This is a genomic window from Sorangium sp. So ce726 (assembly GCF_051521405.1).
Taxonomy (GTDB): Bacteria; Myxococcota_A; Polyangia; order Polyangiales; family Polyangiaceae; genus Sorangium.
Genome location: NZ_CP150349.1, coordinates 4,046,782 through 4,062,731, shown reverse-complemented (window position 1 = coordinate 4,062,731; position 15,950 = coordinate 4,046,782). Strand labels below are relative to the sequence as shown.

The window sequence follows — 15,950 nt, the reverse complement described above, 5'->3', positions numbered from 1 at the left end:
ACAGATGCGCCATGAAACGCATGGGTCACCGTACTCATGCTCATCGCGCCGCGTCAATCCGCAGGAATCCTCACATCCTTGCCCTCTTCACGAGAAAATATCACCCGAAACCGCAATGCCATCGTGGGCCTCCAGGGTTCAGCGGGTCTCCCAGCGCGTCGAAGCGCCGCGGTTGCCGCGCTTTCCCGTCCCTGGCGGCCTCCTGCGCGGTCCCGCACCCCTCCTGCGCGGCTACGGCGGCCTCGTACGCCGTCCCAGCGGCCGTCCTGCGTGGCCCTGGCGGTCCTGTTGCGCGGCGCCGGCAAGCTCCTGCGTAGCCCTGGCGGTCCAGCTGCGCGGCGCCGGCAAGCTCCTGCGTGGCCTCGGCGCCCTTCCTGCGCGGTCCCAGTACCCCTCCTGCGCACCCAATTTAGTGTCCTTCCATACAATAAAGCGACTCCTGCGCGGTCCCCGCACCCCTCCTGCGCATCCAACTTGGTGTCCTATCACACGTCTCCATGGCTCCTACGCAGCCCCGGCACGCTCCTACGCGGCCCCGGCCCCCTCCTGCGCAGCCCCAACCTCTCCTGTGCGCCTTTTTTGGTGTCCTGTGTTACATTGGCTCAACACCTGCGCCTGGTCGTCGCCTCCGCTGCGCAGCCCCGGCGTCGTCTTGCGCGGCGCTGCTGTCCCCTCGCGACCTGGGCTTCGTGCTCTCCTCTGACCAAAGCTTCGGTGTCACCGATATCCTTGATCGAGCGACCGCCCCTCGGCTGCTCGGGGCTGCCAATGGCCCCTGGCTGCATTCAGCGCGGAGATCACGACGGCGAAGGAGAGAATCTTCATCGCGGAGATCACGCAGGTCCAGGCCGCGTCGCGCATGCTAGATCTTCTCCGCGGCGCAGAACATGCTCGATGTCCCTCTACTCGGCACCGTGGACATGGAACGGACGCTCAGGAATGCGCGTTCGATCGCGGTGCTGGGTATCAAGCCGGAGAGCCGCCGGGACCTCGATGCGCACCAGATCCCGCTTTACCTCCAGAAGGTCGGCTACCACATCGTCCCCGTCCCGACCCGCTATCCCGAGGCGACGCAGATCCTCGGCGTGCCCGTCCGCCGCCGCCTGATCGAGCTTCCCGCGCCGATCGATGTGCTGAACGTCTTCTGCAAGCCCGAGGATTTCGTACCCCACGTCGAGGATGCGCTCGTGTTGCGTCCCTCGGTGGTGTGGTTCCAATCCGGGCTGATCGAGCTCTCGGCGGCGCGCAGGCTGCTCGACGCTGGGATTCCGGTCGCGGAGGATTGTATCGGCTGCCGGCGCGCGTCGATGTGGCCTTCCATCGAGCCATTCGAAGCACAACGCTCGGTAGCGGGCTCGCGGACGCCATGAAAACAGGCCCGCGCTCGACGCCTTCCGGCCTCGTGTGGATCCCTGGCGGCACCTTCACGATGGGCCAAGCGCCTATCTTCGAATCCGAAGCGCCAAACCCACCGCATCGCGTCGAGCTGTCCCCTTTCTGGATCGGCGCGCACCCGGTCACCCGCGCCGAATACAACGTCTTCGTCGAGGCCACGGGCGCCGCAGCGCCGCCCTCCGCGGGCCGGGCAGAGCTCGACGCGCCCGATCGGCCCGTGGTGAACGTGAGTTACATCGAAGCCCTGCGCTATTGCACCTGGGCCGGGGGGACCTTGCCCACCGAGGCGCAATGGGAGCTCGCCGCGCGCGGATTCGATGGGCGGCGATATCCCTGGGGAGACGATCCTCCGGACGAACGGCGCGCCTGCTTCGCCGAGGACTGGAATCGCGGCGGGCCGAGCCCGACAGGCGCGCACCCGGCCGGCGCGAGCCCTTTTGGTTGCCACGACATGGCCGGCAATGTCTGGAGCTGGTGCCTGGACGCGTTTCGCGCGGACGCGCACCTCGAACGGACGCGCCTCGGCCGCGATCCGTGCGTGGGCGGCGCGACGCGGGTGCGCCCGCTGCGAGGCGGATGCTGGCGCAGCATCGAGAGCAAGCTCCAGTCAGCGTACCGCAAATGGAGCCACGAGGTGGCGCGACACACCACCATCGGCTTTCGCGTCTGTGTCCCGATGGTTCGAGGCGAAGGCTGCGAGGACGACGGCGGATCGCGTGCGGCATCTTCTGTCCCCTGAGGACAGATCAGAATGCCGGGACGTTGTTGCCGTCGGTGAGCACGTTCAGGAACGCCATCAGGCAGGTCACCTCCGCGTCGGTCAGCGCGATGGGCGCTCGAGCCTCGGGCGGAAGGTGCGCCACCAGCTCTCGATAGAGCTCCGGCGCGGTCGTGCTGTCGTGACAGGGAATCGCATTGCCGCCGACCGCGAGTTCGCTGGGACAGCGAAAGGCGAGCGCGGACGTTTCGGGATCCAGGTGGTGGCGCACCGCGGCTTCCAGCGTCTCGTACGCGCCGTCGTGCATATACGGAAAGGTATTCCTCACCTCCCACAGGGACGGCGTGCGGAAGGCGAAGAGGTCCGCGGTTCGGCCCGTGATCTCGTACCGTCCCTGGTCGCGCGGTGGGCTCAGGGCTCGACCGGCGCCGGAGCCAGGACCGACCTGCGGAACCGCAAGATTGTAGGACCGCTGGTCCGTCAGCAGAGGGCCCGTGTGACAGCGGCCGCACCGAGCCTTGTCGAAGAACAGGACACCTCCGCGCTTGGCGCTGTCGGGGAGATCGCGGGTCCCGGCGACGTATCCGAGCAGCCAGTTGTGCTTTCCCAGGCTGTACCAGCGGCGCGATTCGAAGGCCGAGATCGCGTTGGCCACATGCTCGATCCCCAGGGCCGCGAGCGGAGTGTCGGGGTACGCGGCCTGAAGCTGCGCGGCGATCGAGGCGCTCTCGCGCAAGCGCTGCATGATCGCGCTCCACACGGGCGCGGGGTCGGCCTCGACCGGGGTCCCTGGCGGGTTCAGGTCCGCGAGGTCGTTGGCGTCGGCCTCGTCGTACTCCCCAAGCATCTCGCTCCGCGACAGCAGCGGAAACAGCGCCTGCGCCGCAAGGACGTCCCGGATGCCGGGGGGCAGACGGGACCCCGCAGGGGTGACGAGCTCGTCCCCCTCGATGGCCACGCGGCCGTCCCAGAACAGCGCAACGCGGCCGCCGACGCCGAGGTTCAAGAGGCCCGGCGTGTTGCGAGGCAGGACCGGGGTCCCCGTGCGCGCGGGGGGCTTTCCGGTTCCGTCGACGCCGATTCCAAGGATCAAGTTGTCGATACCCGCGCTGTTGGTCGGGTGGCAGCTCGCGCACGACACCCGTCTGTTCCCGGACAGCAGGGGGCTCTCGAAGAGGCTCTGGCCGAGGGTGACGAGCGCATCGACATCGGCCCTGCGCGCAGGCGCCACGACACCGTGCTCGGACAGCAGCCGGCGCAGCGTTTCGTCGAGCGACTCTGGCGGAGTCTCGGGGACCTCGCTCTCCCCGGACGCGCCTGACGTCTCCGGACTGCCGGCGTCGGCACCCACGCCAGGCGGGCTGCTCGGTTCACCCGCCTCCTGCGCGCCGGCCGTGGCGAGCACGTGGGGGGCGTCCAGCTCACGGGGCTGCCCGAGCGCCGGCGCCGCGCCGGACCCTCTCGCTGGCCCGTCGCGCTCGTCCCCGTCGCCCCGAGCGCCCGGCGGCTGTGCCGCCTCCCCGGGCGGCGCGAAGCCGCCCTCACAGGCGCAGAGCAGGTGGAGCCCGACCCAGCCCGCAGCGAGCACCTGCTTGAAACGACCCCGCATCAGGACACCTTCTGGGCGAGCAAAGCGCGGCTGCCGCGCCCTGCAATCTACATGCCTATACAGCGATTCCAGGGAGCGAGGGGCATCCTAACCTCGATGGTTTCGGGTTTGCTACCTGGTTTCGCTCCGTATGGCTCGTTGGCTTCGGTTGTCGTAGAAACGAGGAGGTTCCCGGTGAGAGCGTCGGATCATCGGGCGCGGGACCCACACGCTCAGAGCACGCGACGGAAACACACGCTGATATGGCCAACACGAGACGCGAGAGACGGCCGCGGGCGCACGAGGCCAGGGATCCGGCGAGCCCGAACGGCGGCGTCGAGCAGGGCATCCGCGGGCGCATCCAGCTCGACAAGGACGGGACCCCGTTCCTCGCGCCGAGGCGGATCGACCTGCTCCAGGCCATCGGTCGCGAAGGCTCGATCTCGGCGGCCGCGCGCGCCGTTGGCCTCAGCTACAAGGCGGCCTGGGACGCCGTCGACGCGATGAACCACCGCGCGGAGGCGGCGCTCGTTCGGACCGCGACCGGCGGGAGCGGCGGCGGCGGCGCGGAGCTCACCGAGTACGGCAAGCGGGTCGTCGAGCTGGTGCGCCGTGTCGAGGCGGACTACGCCGGGGTCCTCGAGCTGCTCGACGATCCGTCGCGCGAGATGGCGTCCCATCAGTCCTCGATGCGCCGCTTCGCCGTGCGGACCAGCGCGCGCAACCAGTGGCTCGCCACCATCACGCGGCTCGACGTCGGGCTGGTGGACGGCGAGGTCACCATGACCCTCGGTGATTCCATCCGGCTCGTCGCGGCGATCACCGCCGAGAGCTCGCGCGAGCTCGCGCTGCAGCCGGGACGCGAGGTCTACGCGCTGGTCAAGGCGACGGCCGTCGAGATGGTCGCCGGCGCGGCCTCCAAGCCCGGTCCCAACCGCTGGACGGGCACCGTGGTCCGCACGCTGGAAGAGCCCGATCGCATCGAGGTGACCGCCGAGGTCGAGGCCAGTCGCACGGTCACCGCCGTGATCGCCCGGCGCGCGCCGCATGCGACCGCGATGCGCGAGGGCTCGGCGGTGTCGATCGCCATCCAGCGCAACAGCGTGACCCTCCTGGCACCGTTCTGAGCCGAGGCGCCGCGCCGGAGCGGAGCTCACCCGCCTGAAGCGCCCGGCGAGAGCGACCGGCATGCCCGGGGTGCGGCGCGATCGCCGGCCTCGGCGCCGCGGCCGCGCTGTCGCAGCATGTACATGACTATATAGCGACCATGGCCCTGTGCCCGCGCAGGGAGTGCTACCGCCGTGCGGAGGGCACGCGAGGGGCAGACTGTTGCCGCCGGCAGACGTCCAGGTTTCTGGACTGTTAACCGCTGCAGTTCGGACTCGTCCACGGCCACGCGGTTTCCTGTTGGCGTTGACATTCCATGTTCTACCGTTATATGGGCGCGTACATCACGGGCCGCGGCGAGGCTCCGTTGGCCCAACCCGGAAGGAGGAACGCGGCTTCATGTTCAAACGATCGTACGCTTTCCATTGCGCGAGAAACCTGCTGTCGCCGGCGACCATCGCTGTCGTCGCGCTGCTTTCGCCCTCTGCTTTCGCTACCACCTCGGCGGTCGACGTCTACCTCAACAGCGTTTACCAGTCGACGATCTCGACCACGACCATCCAGGGCCTGAGCACCTACGGGACCTACAATTACTCCGGCGTCACCAACGCCCCCGCCAACCAGTACTACACCGCAGAAGGCGCGACGCTGGGGGAGATCCTGGAGCAGGTCTCCGCGCTGACCGGCAACCTGTCCTCCATCACCATGGTCGTCGTTCACTCGCCGGTCGGGCCCAATTTTACCAGGACATTCTGCTCTCCGCAGTCGCAGCTGTTCACGGATCGGAACTACTATCCTGATCTGAGCAACTCGGCGGTGTACTCCGAGGTGCCTGCCATCCTCGCCGCGCTGTCAAAGCCGCGGGACAGCGGCACCCTGAGCAGCACGGACGCGCTTCGGCTCTTCTTCGGGCACCTGAGCACCACGGAGAGGAACATCCCTTATTTCACGAAAGAGGTCGACGAGATCGACGTCTACACAGGCGAGACCGGCTGCAGCGGCGGCTACGGCTACCTGTAGCCCGCGCTGCGCCGCTCCAGAAACCTCAAGGATCGCCCGCCGGGCAGGGTGCTGAGGCCTTCGATGCCGCCTCGGCGCTCTGCCCGTGCCGCCTCTCCGGGCGCTCCCACAGCCTCGAGGCCGAGATGAAGCCGTCGTATCTTCTCAGAAACCACGTCGTCCTGGGCTTTTTGTCCGTGCTCGCAGGGATGCTCCTCACGTCATCGGGAGTCAGGCGGGCCGCGGCCGATCCGGCTCCGTCGGGCACCTGGGTCTACGTCGGGGCGGAGCGCTTCACGACGGGGATCGGGGGCGCGCTCCTCCGCGGTGATGGAGGGAAGCTCTACCTCCTGTCACAACGAGACCTGGGCACTGGAGCCGCGCCGTCGCGCCGTCCTTTCGTGCATCGGTTCGACGGCAGCTGGACCGAGCTCCCGCCGATCACCTCGCGGAGGCTGTCGGGCAACAGCCTCACCGACTTCAACGCGATGGCCTTCGACGTGGAGCACGACACGCCGTACGTTGCCTGCTGCGACATCGGCGCCACCAACGCCGACACGGTGACCTCCCTCAAGAAGCTGAACGAGCTGAACGAGTGGTCGCCCGTGGGAGAGCCGTTCAGGGCCGGTCTGGCTTCGGGGCTGCGGCTGGACGTCGACAACGGCGTTCCGTACGTCTCCTTCGTCTTCAACCCCGCCAACGCCACCGGATCCCCGAGCGGCAGCAACAGCAAGCTGGTGGTCATGAAGTACACGGAGGGCTCCTGGCTGGACCTCGGAAGTCCACCTGCGAAGACGGACATCCCGCCAGACAGCCACGCGCTGTACGTGCGGCAGGGAGTACCGTACGTGGCCTTCCGCGACAGCGGAGACGGGAACCGGTTGAAGGTGATGCGGTACGGCGAGAGCGGCGAGGGCTGGGTGCAAGTGGGCCCGGCGGGGAGCGCCGTGCCGTCCAGCAATGTTCAGGTCACGCTGGCCTTCGAAGGCGAGGTCCTGTACGCGGGCTACAAAAGCAGCGGGACGACCGCCGAGGTGGCGCGGCTCGAGGCTTCGGACGCTCCGGCGTGGATGCCCCTTGGCGACTTGAGCGCGAGCATCCCCGGGACGGCCGCCTTCTCCTTGAAGCACTTCTCCTTGAACCATGGAGTTCCGCGTGTGTGGGTGTCGAGGACGGGCACGGCCGAGCTCGCCAAGCAGTACGCGGGCGGAGGGTGGGAGGACCTGTTCGACACCTCATCGCTGAAGGAGACGGGGAAGATCAATCGCTCTCTCACCTTCCTCGACGGAAAGCCTTACGTGGTGCGGACCTCGAGCGAGGGGAGCTCCGTCCTCACGTATGCCACGGTCGATTTCAGCCTGGGAGGGATGGCGAAGGACGGCAAGGTGACCCTGCGCTGGAGCTCGGTCGAAGGCGCCGCGGGATACCTGCTCTACATGAGCGAACGCTCGCCGGTCCCGCTGACGACGATCTCGCGCGTCTTCAACGCGACCGAGACCTCTGGCGACGTGGGCGGGCTCGTGAACGGGACCTCCTACCGCTTCGTGATGAAGACCCTGGATGGCCGCATCTCGAACGAGTACCAGCTGACGCCGCAAGCGTTGCCCCCGACCGCCCCGACGGGGCTCCGGGCGGTCGCAACCGACGGCGGCAAGGTGTTGCTGCAGTGGGCGCCCGTGACCGACGACACCGGCGCCAACGCGACGGGCTACGAGATCTACGTGCGCCAGCCGGACGGCTCCTACGCGGCGACTCCGGACTGGATCGTGGCTGGGACGCTCGTCACACAGGTCGAGGTGTCGGACCTGGAGAGCGGCGTGCTCCAGTACTTTCGCGTCAAGGCCATCAACGCGAACGGCGCGAGCGACTTCTCGGACGAAGCGAGCGCAACGCCGGCGATGGCCGTGTGGAAGCGGATGCCCGAGCCGCTCAATCAAGCCGGTCGAGGGAGCTCGCTGGTCGTCCACGATGGGACACCTTACCTCGCGTTCTCGGACGTGAATCCTGCGGATGGCCAGCGCTCGCTGACGGTCATGGAGTACGTGGGCAGCGACTGGCGGCCGCTCGGCGCGCGCCACCTCGCGGCCGTGTCCGGGGTCGCGAACCTCTCGCTCGCCGTCGATGGCGGCGCGCTCTACGTCGCTTTCGCGGACCCCGACGAGCACCTGGCGGTGATGAAGTACACAAGGAAGGGCGCCACGGGCTGGGAGACCGTCGGGAAGGTCGGCGTGAGCGACGCGACGGAGATCTCCCTGTCCGTCTCGGGGGGCATCCCGTACGTGGCCTGCAATCGAGGTTCCGAAGGCTTCATCGGTACGGAGGACTGGCTGCAAGCAGGCGCGGTGGTCTTGAAGTACGATCCGGGTGTTTCCGCCTGGGAGCTCCTGGGCCCCGGCGTGGTCTCCCTCGGTTGGGCGGGCGACTACGTGTCGCTGCAGGTCGCCGACGGCGTCCCGTACGTCACCTTCCGTGACGAAGGAAGCTCGCTGGACGGCTCGGTGCTGAGGTACGATGGCGCGGACTGGGAGCCCCTGGAAGAGCGCGGGTTCACGGGCAGGTACAGCGAAGCGGGCGTCACGAAGTGGACCTCGCTCGCCGTCTACGAGGGCGTTCCTTACCTGGCGTTCAGGGGTCGCGGCGCCAACGTGATGCGGTTCAACGGAGCCCGCTGGGAGCACCTGGGAAGTCCCGAGTTCTACGTCGCGAGTCACCCGAGCGGCGCGCTGGCCGATCTGGGCAACCTGCGGCTGGCGATCGACCAGGGCGTCCCTTATGTCCTGTTCAACGATGGCTCGAAGGGGGAACGGGCCGTCGCCATGAAGTACACGGGCAAAGGAGACACCGGCTGGGATCTGGTGGGCAACCCAGCTTTCTCCTCGGACGTGGCCAGACACAACGCGCTCGCCGCGTTCGACGGCGTCGTCTACGCGGCGTTCTCCGAGTCGGACAGGACCACGGTCATGCGCTTCGACGACTCCGGCAGGGCTCCGGCCGTGCCGCTCACCGTGTCGGCGACCGCGGGCAACGGCGAGGCCGCGGTGTCGTGGAACGCGGTGCCCAAGGCCGCGGCCTATCGTGTTTACGCGGGGACCGAGCCCGGCGTCTACGGCGCGCCCGTCCACGTCGTGGAGGCGAAGTACGAGGCAGGGGAGCTGGTCAACGGGCAGACGTATTACTTCGCGGTCTCCGCCGTCAACGAGAACGGCGAGAGCGGCCACTCCAGGGCCGTGGCCGTGACGCCCATGGACAGGACGGCGCCGCTCCTGTCCGACGTGTCGGCGGTACCGGGCAGCCGTGTCGGAACGACGGTCGTCCAGGTCGTCCTCGAAGGCGACGAGAGCCTGCATCTCGCCCTGCACGTGTCTCCGACCGATATCGCGACACCGGAGATGGGCGCCTCCCCTCCGCCGGGGCTCCACAACCCCTACGCCGGCGAGGACGTCGCGGTGTCCGTGGGCGACTACCTGGGTGTGTACCTCGTCAACGCTCACGAGGAGATCCAGGCGTTTGCCAAGCTGGCGCTGTCGCGGGAGCAGATCAGACAGCCGGAGCCACCCGGTGAAGATGAAGGCAGCGGAGGCAGCGGGGCGGGCGCTGACGCAGGCGTCGGGGGCGCTGGCGGTGACCCCGGGCAGGGCGGCGGCGCGCAGGGCGGCGGTGGAGGCAGCTCCGGGCAGGGCGGCGGCGCGCAGGGCGGCGGCGCGCAGGGCGGCGGCGCGCAGGGCGGCGGCGGAGGCAGCTCCGGGCAGGGCGGCGACGCGCAGGGCGGCGGTGGAGGCAGCTCCGGGGGCCCCGGTGTTGGCGGGGCTTCATCGACCGACGAGGGCGGCAGCACGCGTGCAGGCGGCGGTTGCAGTTGCACCATCCCCGGATCCGCTGAGAAAGCGCCTGGCTCGCTCCTCGGGCTCGGAGTGCTCGTGTCGGGGGTCGCCCGCCTGCGCCGCAAGCACGCGAAACGCCCGTGAGACTCCCCGGCGCGGCGTGGCTCTGGGTGGTGCTGCGCGATGAGCGCGGCGGAATTGATTTCTCCAGGTACGAGGTGCGGGTACGCTAGCTCGTGCGCGCTGAGCGCGAGAAACCTGCCGGAAACGAGCGCGGCGCTCGATCATGCCCGCCCGACGTCGAGGCGCGACGAGCTCGATCCGTCGCGCGTTGGAGCATTACCTCCAGGCGCTGAGCGGCGCTGCCCCGCTTGACAGGCGTTATATACTCGCAGAGTATTCGATCCATCATGATTGCTCGGCTCGACGTGACGCCGGCGCTGTGGTCCCAGACGTCGCTCGCGTTGACGCCTCTGGCGTCGTCGAGCGCCGGGAGCGAGGTGGACTTCGGCGTCGACGTGGGCGAGCTGGACCTCGAGCACCTCGGCGAGGCTCCGTTCGCCGCGCTGGAGCGGGCGGTCCTCACGCATCAAGTCGTGGTCGTTCGCGGCCAGGAGCGGCTCTCGCCGCGCGCGCAGCTCGATCTCACCCGGCGCTTCGATCCGGTGGCAAAGACGTACGGCCATGGCCATCGCCCGGACATCATGAAGCGGAGCGTCCTGGTGCAGGACCTCGTGTCGATCCCCGACGTGCCCGAGGTGAAGCTGCTCGGCAACGGGCGGGTGAAGGACCACGAGGGCTTGCCCGAGGTCGATCTCCGCCATCCGTCGCATCGGTCGTTCCACCGGGAGCCGCTCACCGAGGCGCAGGAAGCGCGCGGGTTGACGCGCTTCTATCGCTGGCACATCGATGCTGCGCTCTACGAGCTTCACCCGCCCAGGGTGACGACGCTGCTCGCGCTCGAGGTCCCGGAGCCGCGCCGCGAGACCGTGGTGTACGACGACGGCAGCGGTGACACGCTGGAGGTGCAGGTCGGCGCCACCGCGTTCGTTTCGGGTGCGAAGGCGTTCGATCTGCTGTCACCCAGCCAGCGCGCCTGGGCGCTGAAGACCGAGGCGCGCTACGCGGCGCACCCGTACGTCTGGATGCGCAACGCCCGCGCGCTGCCCAACGGGCTCGGCCTGGTGTCGGAGGGCCGGGAGCTCCAGCGCGACGAGCTGCCTCCGTTCGAGGTCGACAAGGTGATGACGCTGCCCCTGGTGTGGAAGAACCCGCTCACCGGCCGGCGGGCGCTGCAGGTCCACGCATGCTGCGTGGAGGACCTGATCGTCGACGGCCAGCCGATCGGCGATCTGGCCGAGTGCCGCCGCCTGCTCTACGAGCTGATGCGCCCCGCGATCGCGCCGTCGCGCGTGTACGCGCATCCATGGCGACCAGGAGACCTGGTCATCTTTCACAACCGAGGGCTCTGGCACAGCGTGGTCGGTTCGCTCCGGCCCACGGACCTGCGCGTCTACCATCAATGCAACCTCGCCGCGAGCGAAGCGCCCTTGATTGCATAGCGCGCCGGCTGCGGACCCGGCACCGCCGCGCGTCGCGCAAACCGCTCGGAGCGCGGCGCCATCGGCCCCCTTGGCGAGCCCATGGACGGTCTTCACGAATCATGCTGTGACCACGCCGGAGCCCCTCGGGGTTATTCTTCCGTGATAAGGTAGGAGAATGAACGAACCGCATCGTCTGGGCGCACGTGCGACGTCACAGGAGACGGTGGAGGCCGTTGATCCAAAGTTCGTGGTCGAGGGCTTGATGCGTGCGCGGTCCAGGACCATTCACGCGCTGGAGCAGGTACGGACCGGGCTCAAAGAAGGCATGACGGAGGACGAGGGTGGACGGCTGGCGCTGGACGTGTTTCGGGCGAACGGTGTGACGAAACACTGGCACAAGCCCTGGGTTCGCTTCGGCCCCGGAACATGTCTCACATTCAACGACCCCGTTCAGCCGGAATATCGACTTCAATGGGGCGATGCCTACTACCTCGACGTCGGGCCGGTCTGGTCGGATCCTGAGCTCGGGCTCGAGTACGAGGGAGACTACGGCGACAGCTTCGTGTTCGGCGGCTCGAATCCGGCGGCCGAGGCGTGCGCGGCCGCCGCACGTCGGCTCTTCGCCGACGCGCGTGCGCTGTGGCTGAAGGAGGGGGTGTCGGGCCAGGAGATCTATCGTTTCATGCAACGACGCGCCGACGAGCTGGGCGTTCGCCTCCTGGAGGACGTGCTTGGTCATCGGCTCGGTGACTTCCCGCACCACAAGTATTTCAGGGATGCTCTCGGACAGGTACCCTTTCGACCCAGCGGCTCTCTCTGGGTGTTGGAGGTCATGGTCGTCCATCCGACGGCCTCGGTAGGAGCATTCTTCGAGGATCTGCTCTAGCTAGCCCCCGCCTCCGTCCCCCGCCCGCCTAGTACAGCGTTCCCCAAGTTCGTCCCTGGATCGGCGCTGTGCCACCCGGCCGCGAGCCGGGCTGGCCGGGCGTTGAAACGGAGCGAGCTCGTCGCGGGACAACGCCGCGGAGCGAGTTACTCGATCGGCGCGAGCGTCCAGGGGAAGTCGGTCATCAACAGCTTGAGCAAGTCCTGCCACGGGCCGCGGAAGCCGGTCTTCTCCCACCTACCGGTGTGGGTTGCGATCTCGAGCGTCCAGAGGTGGACAGTGTCACGGCGGAGCCTGGCGTGGGCTATCGGGCCCGCTCCAGGACCCGACTCGATGATCACGAGCTGCCCGTACTTGCGGGCCCGCAGATGGGACATTCCCTCGGCTGCGAGGTAGGCGCGGACGGAGGCGGCGTGCTCCGGGGAGGCGGACGGCTTCGACATCGGACCGCACGGAAGCTCAGGCGGCGTAGGACGGCAAGGTCGCCCTCCACTGGCCGCGGAACTTCCAGCGAAAGGGCCGGGCTTCGTGCTTGTTCCAGTGGCGCACGAAGGCGAGCACGCAACGGCTCAACTCCTCGGCGGACGCGAAGGAGGCGTGCTTGAGCACCCGACGGCTCAGGATGCTGAACCACAGCTCGATCTGATTGACCCACGACGCATGGATGGGCGTGTAGACGAAGTGAAAGCGTCCGCCGTGCCGCGCGTTGAACTGATTCCACCTGGCGCCGTGGTGAATGTTGAGATTGTCCCAGATGATATAGACGTCGCCCGTGGGGTAGCGCTCCGCCACCTCGTCCATGAACGCGAGCAGATCGGCGGCGGTGCGTGTCGGTCCGCAGCGCGACACCACCTCGCCCGTCTTGATATTGAAGGCCCCGATCAGTGTGCGCGTGCCGTGGCGCTGGTACTCGAACTCCTTGCGCGCGGCTCTTCGGCTACGGCACGGCTGCATGGGGAACCGATGCTTCAGCGCCTGCATGCCCGTCTTCTCGTCGACGCAGAGCACGGTGGCGCCTGCGGGAGGCTCCAAATACAGCTTGCAGATCGCCTCGACCTTGGGGCGGAAATGCGGGTCCGGGCTGTGTAGCCACAGCCGGACGCGATGCGGTCGGAGGCTTGCTCCCCGCAGCACGCGCCAGATCTCGGTGCGGCTCAGTTCTACCTTGGTCTCGAGCTTCAGGGCCTTCGCCAGCCGCTCCAGAGTCCAGACCTGTTCGAACGGGACCTTGTGCTCATCGGGGCGACTGCAGGCCAACTTGATAAGGTCGTAGTGCACTGTGGTGGCCACGCGCGGCGGTCGGCCCCTGCGCATCCTGTCCTGCAGCACCGCCTCGTCAGCAAACGCCGCGATCCGGTTGCGCCACTTGCGCACCGTCTTGATGTCGCAGCCTACATCAAGCTGGATCCGCTCGTTGCTCCAGCCCTCGTCGGCCAAGAGCGCGATCCGGGCACGCTGCGCATCGCGCTGCGGGGTCTTGGGCGAGCGCGCCGCGTGCTGCAGCTTCTGGCGCAGCGACGCGGGCAACAGAACGGCTTTTGCGCGAGCTCGGGGCACTTACGCGCGTGGGACCTGCCCCGTGCTGATGGATTCAAAAGCGCAGGCGATCGTGGATGAACCGGCAAACCCGCCCCGTAGACCGGAATGCGTCGCGTGTAGGCTCGCCACGCTCGGGCTGCGAGCCATCGCGAGGGCCTGGCCTGGTGTACCGCAGATCCAGGTACGAACTTCGGGAACGCTGTACTAGCCCGGGCCGGGCGCTCGCGCGCCTGCCACCGCAGAGCGCAGGCCACCGCCTCGTGAATCCCCCCGTGCGGGACGCACCCGCCCTGCGCGCCGCCCGCTTGCAGGCGCCGCTGGATGCCGCGTCCTCCGTTGCCGCCGGCGCCACGCCACGTCGAGGTCGATGCTCTCCTGCCCCGTCGGCGCCCGAGGCGACGGCTCGGTCGGCAGCGCCAGGTAGGCCAGGATCTCGTTCACCACGTCCGGCACGCCTCGCGAGCGGCGCCAGCAAGACGGAGGCGTCCGACGCACGTGAAGGACCCGACGAGCCTCCCGCACGCCTGCTCGCCGCTCGCGACAGCTGACCAGCAGGCGCTCTGATCGCGCCCCACATGCCGTGATGGCCACGGCGTGGACATCAATCGGAAACATACGATCCACGACCCATCTACGGTCCGACATCGACCGGAAACATACAATCGACAACCCATCCAGGGTCCGACATCAGCCAGAAACATACGATCGACAACCTATTTGTGGTCCGACATCGACCGGAAACATACGATTTACGATTCATTTACGGTCCTTGTTTTATGGATCCGTCCTGAGGCCTCGAGCTCCGCGCCGCGAGGTCCTCCAGAACCGGCAACTTGCGAGGCCCCATGACCCAGGCTACCAAGGCGACAAAGATCGAGCTATTTTCGCTGTCTACTCCAGCGATGCGCGCATTCCATTTGACCTGGCTGGCGTTCTTCGCCTGCTTCTTTGCGTGGTTCGCAGTGGCACCGCTGATGCCGGTCATCAAGGGCGAATTTGGGCTGACCAAGGAGCAGATCGCCAACATCAACATCGCCGCGGTGGGAATCACGGTGGCGGGTCGTCTGGTGATCGGGCCGCTCTGCGACAAGTACGGTCCGCGAGCGACCTACACGTGCTTGCTCGCGCTCGGCGCCATCCCCGTGCTCGGGATCGCGCTGGCGCAGAGCTATGAGGTCTTCCTGTTCTTCCGGCTGCTGATCGGCATGATCGGCGCGAGCTTCGTCATCACGCAGTATCACACGTCCGTCATGTTCGCTCCCAACGTGGTCGGCACCGCGAACGCTGCCAGCGCCGGCTGGGGCAACGCCGGAGGGGGCGTCACGCAGTCGACCATGCCCTGGGTGCTCGCGGCCGTGGTGAGCCTGGGTGTCAGCTCCTCGATCGGCTGGCGCGTCGCGATGGTGGTGCCGGGCGCGCTCATGCTCGTCGTGGCCGTCCTCTACTGGAAATACACCCAGGACTGCCCGCAAGGGAACTACAAGGACCTTCGCGCGGCGGGCATCGAGATCGAAGGCGGAAAGAAGGGCGGATGGGCGATCTTCAAGGCGGCGGGGAGCAACTACCGGGCCTGGATGTTGTTCATCACGTACGGCGCCTGCTTCGGGATCGAGCTCTTCGTGCACAACGTGGCCGCTAGCTACTTCGTGGACCGCTTCAAGCTGGATCTCCAGACCGCAGGCCTGGCGGCGGGCAGCTTCGGGCTCCTGGCGCTGTTCGCGCGCGCTGTCGGCGGCATGCTCTCCGATCGGCTGGCACATCGGAAGGGCCTGGACGCCCGCACGACCCTCCTGTTCGCGCTGATGGTCGGCGAGGGGCTCGGCCTGCTCTGGTTCTCCCGGATGCAGACGCCGGGGATGGCGGTGCTCGCGATGATCTGCTTCGGGCTCTTCACGCACATGGCTTGCGGCGCCACCTACGCGCTCGTGCCCTTCATCGATCGCAAGGCGCTCGGCGGCGTCGCGGGTATCGTGGGCGCGGGCGGCAATGTCGGCGCGGTCGCGGCGGGTTTCCTGCTCAAGGCGGTCGGCGACACCCAGGATTGCTTTGCGGTGCTGGGCTTCGCCGCGCTTGTCTCGTCGGTGTGCGCGATCCTTGTGCGCTTCACGGCCGCCCACAAGGCGAACGAACAGGCCCTCTACGATAAGGCCCTCGCCGAGCGCCTCGCCCAGAGCGGCGCCGCGGCCCCGATCGGCCTCGCGCGCGCGAGCTAATACGCTCGAGGTGACCGCCGCGACCTGGAGCCACGAGGTCGCGCGGCACACCACCACAGGCTCTCGCCTCTGTGTCTCGACTGTCTGACGCGGAGACCACGAGAAGACTGGGTGAGACGAAAGCTCACGTGGAACCCTGA

General features: G+C 68.0%; 12 protein-coding genes. 8 read left to right on the top strand and 4 right to left on the bottom strand.

Annotated elements, in window-relative coordinates; translation table 11 throughout:
- Positions 1 to 717 precede the first annotated feature (717 nt).
- Positions 718 to 861 (bottom strand): hypothetical protein, encoded by a 144-nt coding sequence (locus WME79_RS15275; RefSeq protein WP_437535803.1) that lies wholly within the window; start codon positions 859 to 861, stop codon positions 718 to 720.
- Positions 862 to 887: 26 nt separating this feature from the next.
- Between WME79_RS15275 and WME79_RS15270 the strand changes: the two genes are divergently transcribed.
- Together WME79_RS15270 and WME79_RS15265 are read left to right on the top strand one after the other, a co-directional pair.
- On the top strand, positions 888 to 1,370 hold the full coding sequence (locus WME79_RS15270) for a CoA-binding protein (protein ID WP_437535801.1): 483 nt from the start codon (positions 888 to 890) through the stop codon (positions 1,368 to 1,370).
- A complete protein-coding gene (locus tag WME79_RS15265) occupies positions 1,367 to 2,134 on the top strand; it encodes a formylglycine-generating enzyme family protein (protein ID WP_437535798.1) in 768 nt (255 codons plus the stop codon). The genes WME79_RS15270 and WME79_RS15265 overlap by 4 nt, the downstream gene beginning before the upstream one ends.
- A gap of 7 nt (positions 2,135 to 2,141) precedes the next feature.
- Here WME79_RS15265 and WME79_RS15260 read toward each other — a convergent pair whose 3' ends face one another.
- Positions 2,142 to 3,722, bottom strand: a complete 1,581-nt coding sequence (locus tag WME79_RS15260) for a cytochrome-c peroxidase (protein ID WP_437535795.1) — start codon at positions 3,720 to 3,722, stop codon at positions 2,142 to 2,144.
- Positions 3,723 to 3,964: 242 nt separating this feature from the next.
- Between WME79_RS15260 and WME79_RS15255 the strand changes: the two genes are divergently transcribed.
- The 5 genes from WME79_RS15255 (at position 3,965) to WME79_RS15235 (ending at position 12,058) form a co-directional block, all read left to right on the top strand.
- Positions 3,965 to 4,828, top strand: coding sequence for a TOBE domain-containing protein (locus WME79_RS15255; protein ID WP_437535792.1), 864 nt, complete (start codon positions 3,965 to 3,967; stop codon positions 4,826 to 4,828).
- Positions 4,829 to 5,207: 379 nt separating this feature from the next.
- A complete protein-coding gene (locus tag WME79_RS15250) occupies positions 5,208 to 5,828 on the top strand; it encodes a hypothetical protein (RefSeq protein ID WP_437535789.1) in 621 nt (206 codons plus the stop codon).
- Positions 5,829 to 5,953: 125 nt separating this feature from the next.
- Positions 5,954 to 9,772 carry a fibronectin type III domain-containing protein gene (locus WME79_RS15245; RefSeq protein ID WP_437535787.1) on the top strand — a complete coding sequence of 1,273 codons (3,819 nt, stop codon included), beginning with the start codon at positions 5,954 to 5,956 and terminating at the stop codon, positions 9,770 to 9,772.
- 266 nt (positions 9,773 to 10,038) lie between these two features.
- A complete protein-coding gene (locus WME79_RS15240) occupies positions 10,039 to 11,190 on the top strand; it encodes a TauD/TfdA dioxygenase family protein (protein ID WP_437535784.1) in 1,152 nt (383 codons plus the stop codon).
- Positions 11,191 to 11,347: 157 nt separating this feature from the next.
- The gene (locus WME79_RS15235; RefSeq protein ID WP_437535780.1) at positions 11,348 to 12,058 is read left to right on the top strand and encodes a M24 family metallopeptidase; all 711 of its coding nucleotides are present in this window, start codon (positions 11,348 to 11,350) and stop codon (positions 12,056 to 12,058) included.
- A gap of 146 nt (positions 12,059 to 12,204) precedes the next feature.
- Here the strand turns inward: WME79_RS15235 and WME79_RS15230 are convergent, their stop codons facing one another.
- Positions 12,205 to 12,501, bottom strand: a complete 297-nt coding sequence (locus WME79_RS15230) for a hypothetical protein (protein WP_437523245.1) — start codon at positions 12,499 to 12,501, stop codon at positions 12,205 to 12,207.
- A 16-nt stretch (positions 12,502 to 12,517) separates the two neighbouring features.
- Positions 12,518 to 13,585 carry an IS630 family transposase gene (locus WME79_RS15225; protein ID WP_437523247.1) on the bottom strand — a complete coding sequence of 356 codons (1,068 nt, stop codon included), beginning with the start codon at positions 13,583 to 13,585 and terminating at the stop codon, positions 12,518 to 12,520.
- A gap of 857 nt (positions 13,586 to 14,442) precedes the next feature.
- Between WME79_RS15225 and WME79_RS15220 the strand changes: the two genes are divergently transcribed.
- Entirely contained in the window at positions 14,443 to 15,810 is a 1,368-nt protein-coding gene (locus WME79_RS15220; RefSeq protein WP_437535777.1) for an MFS transporter, read from the top strand.
- Positions 15,811 to 15,950: the final 140 nt, after the last annotated feature.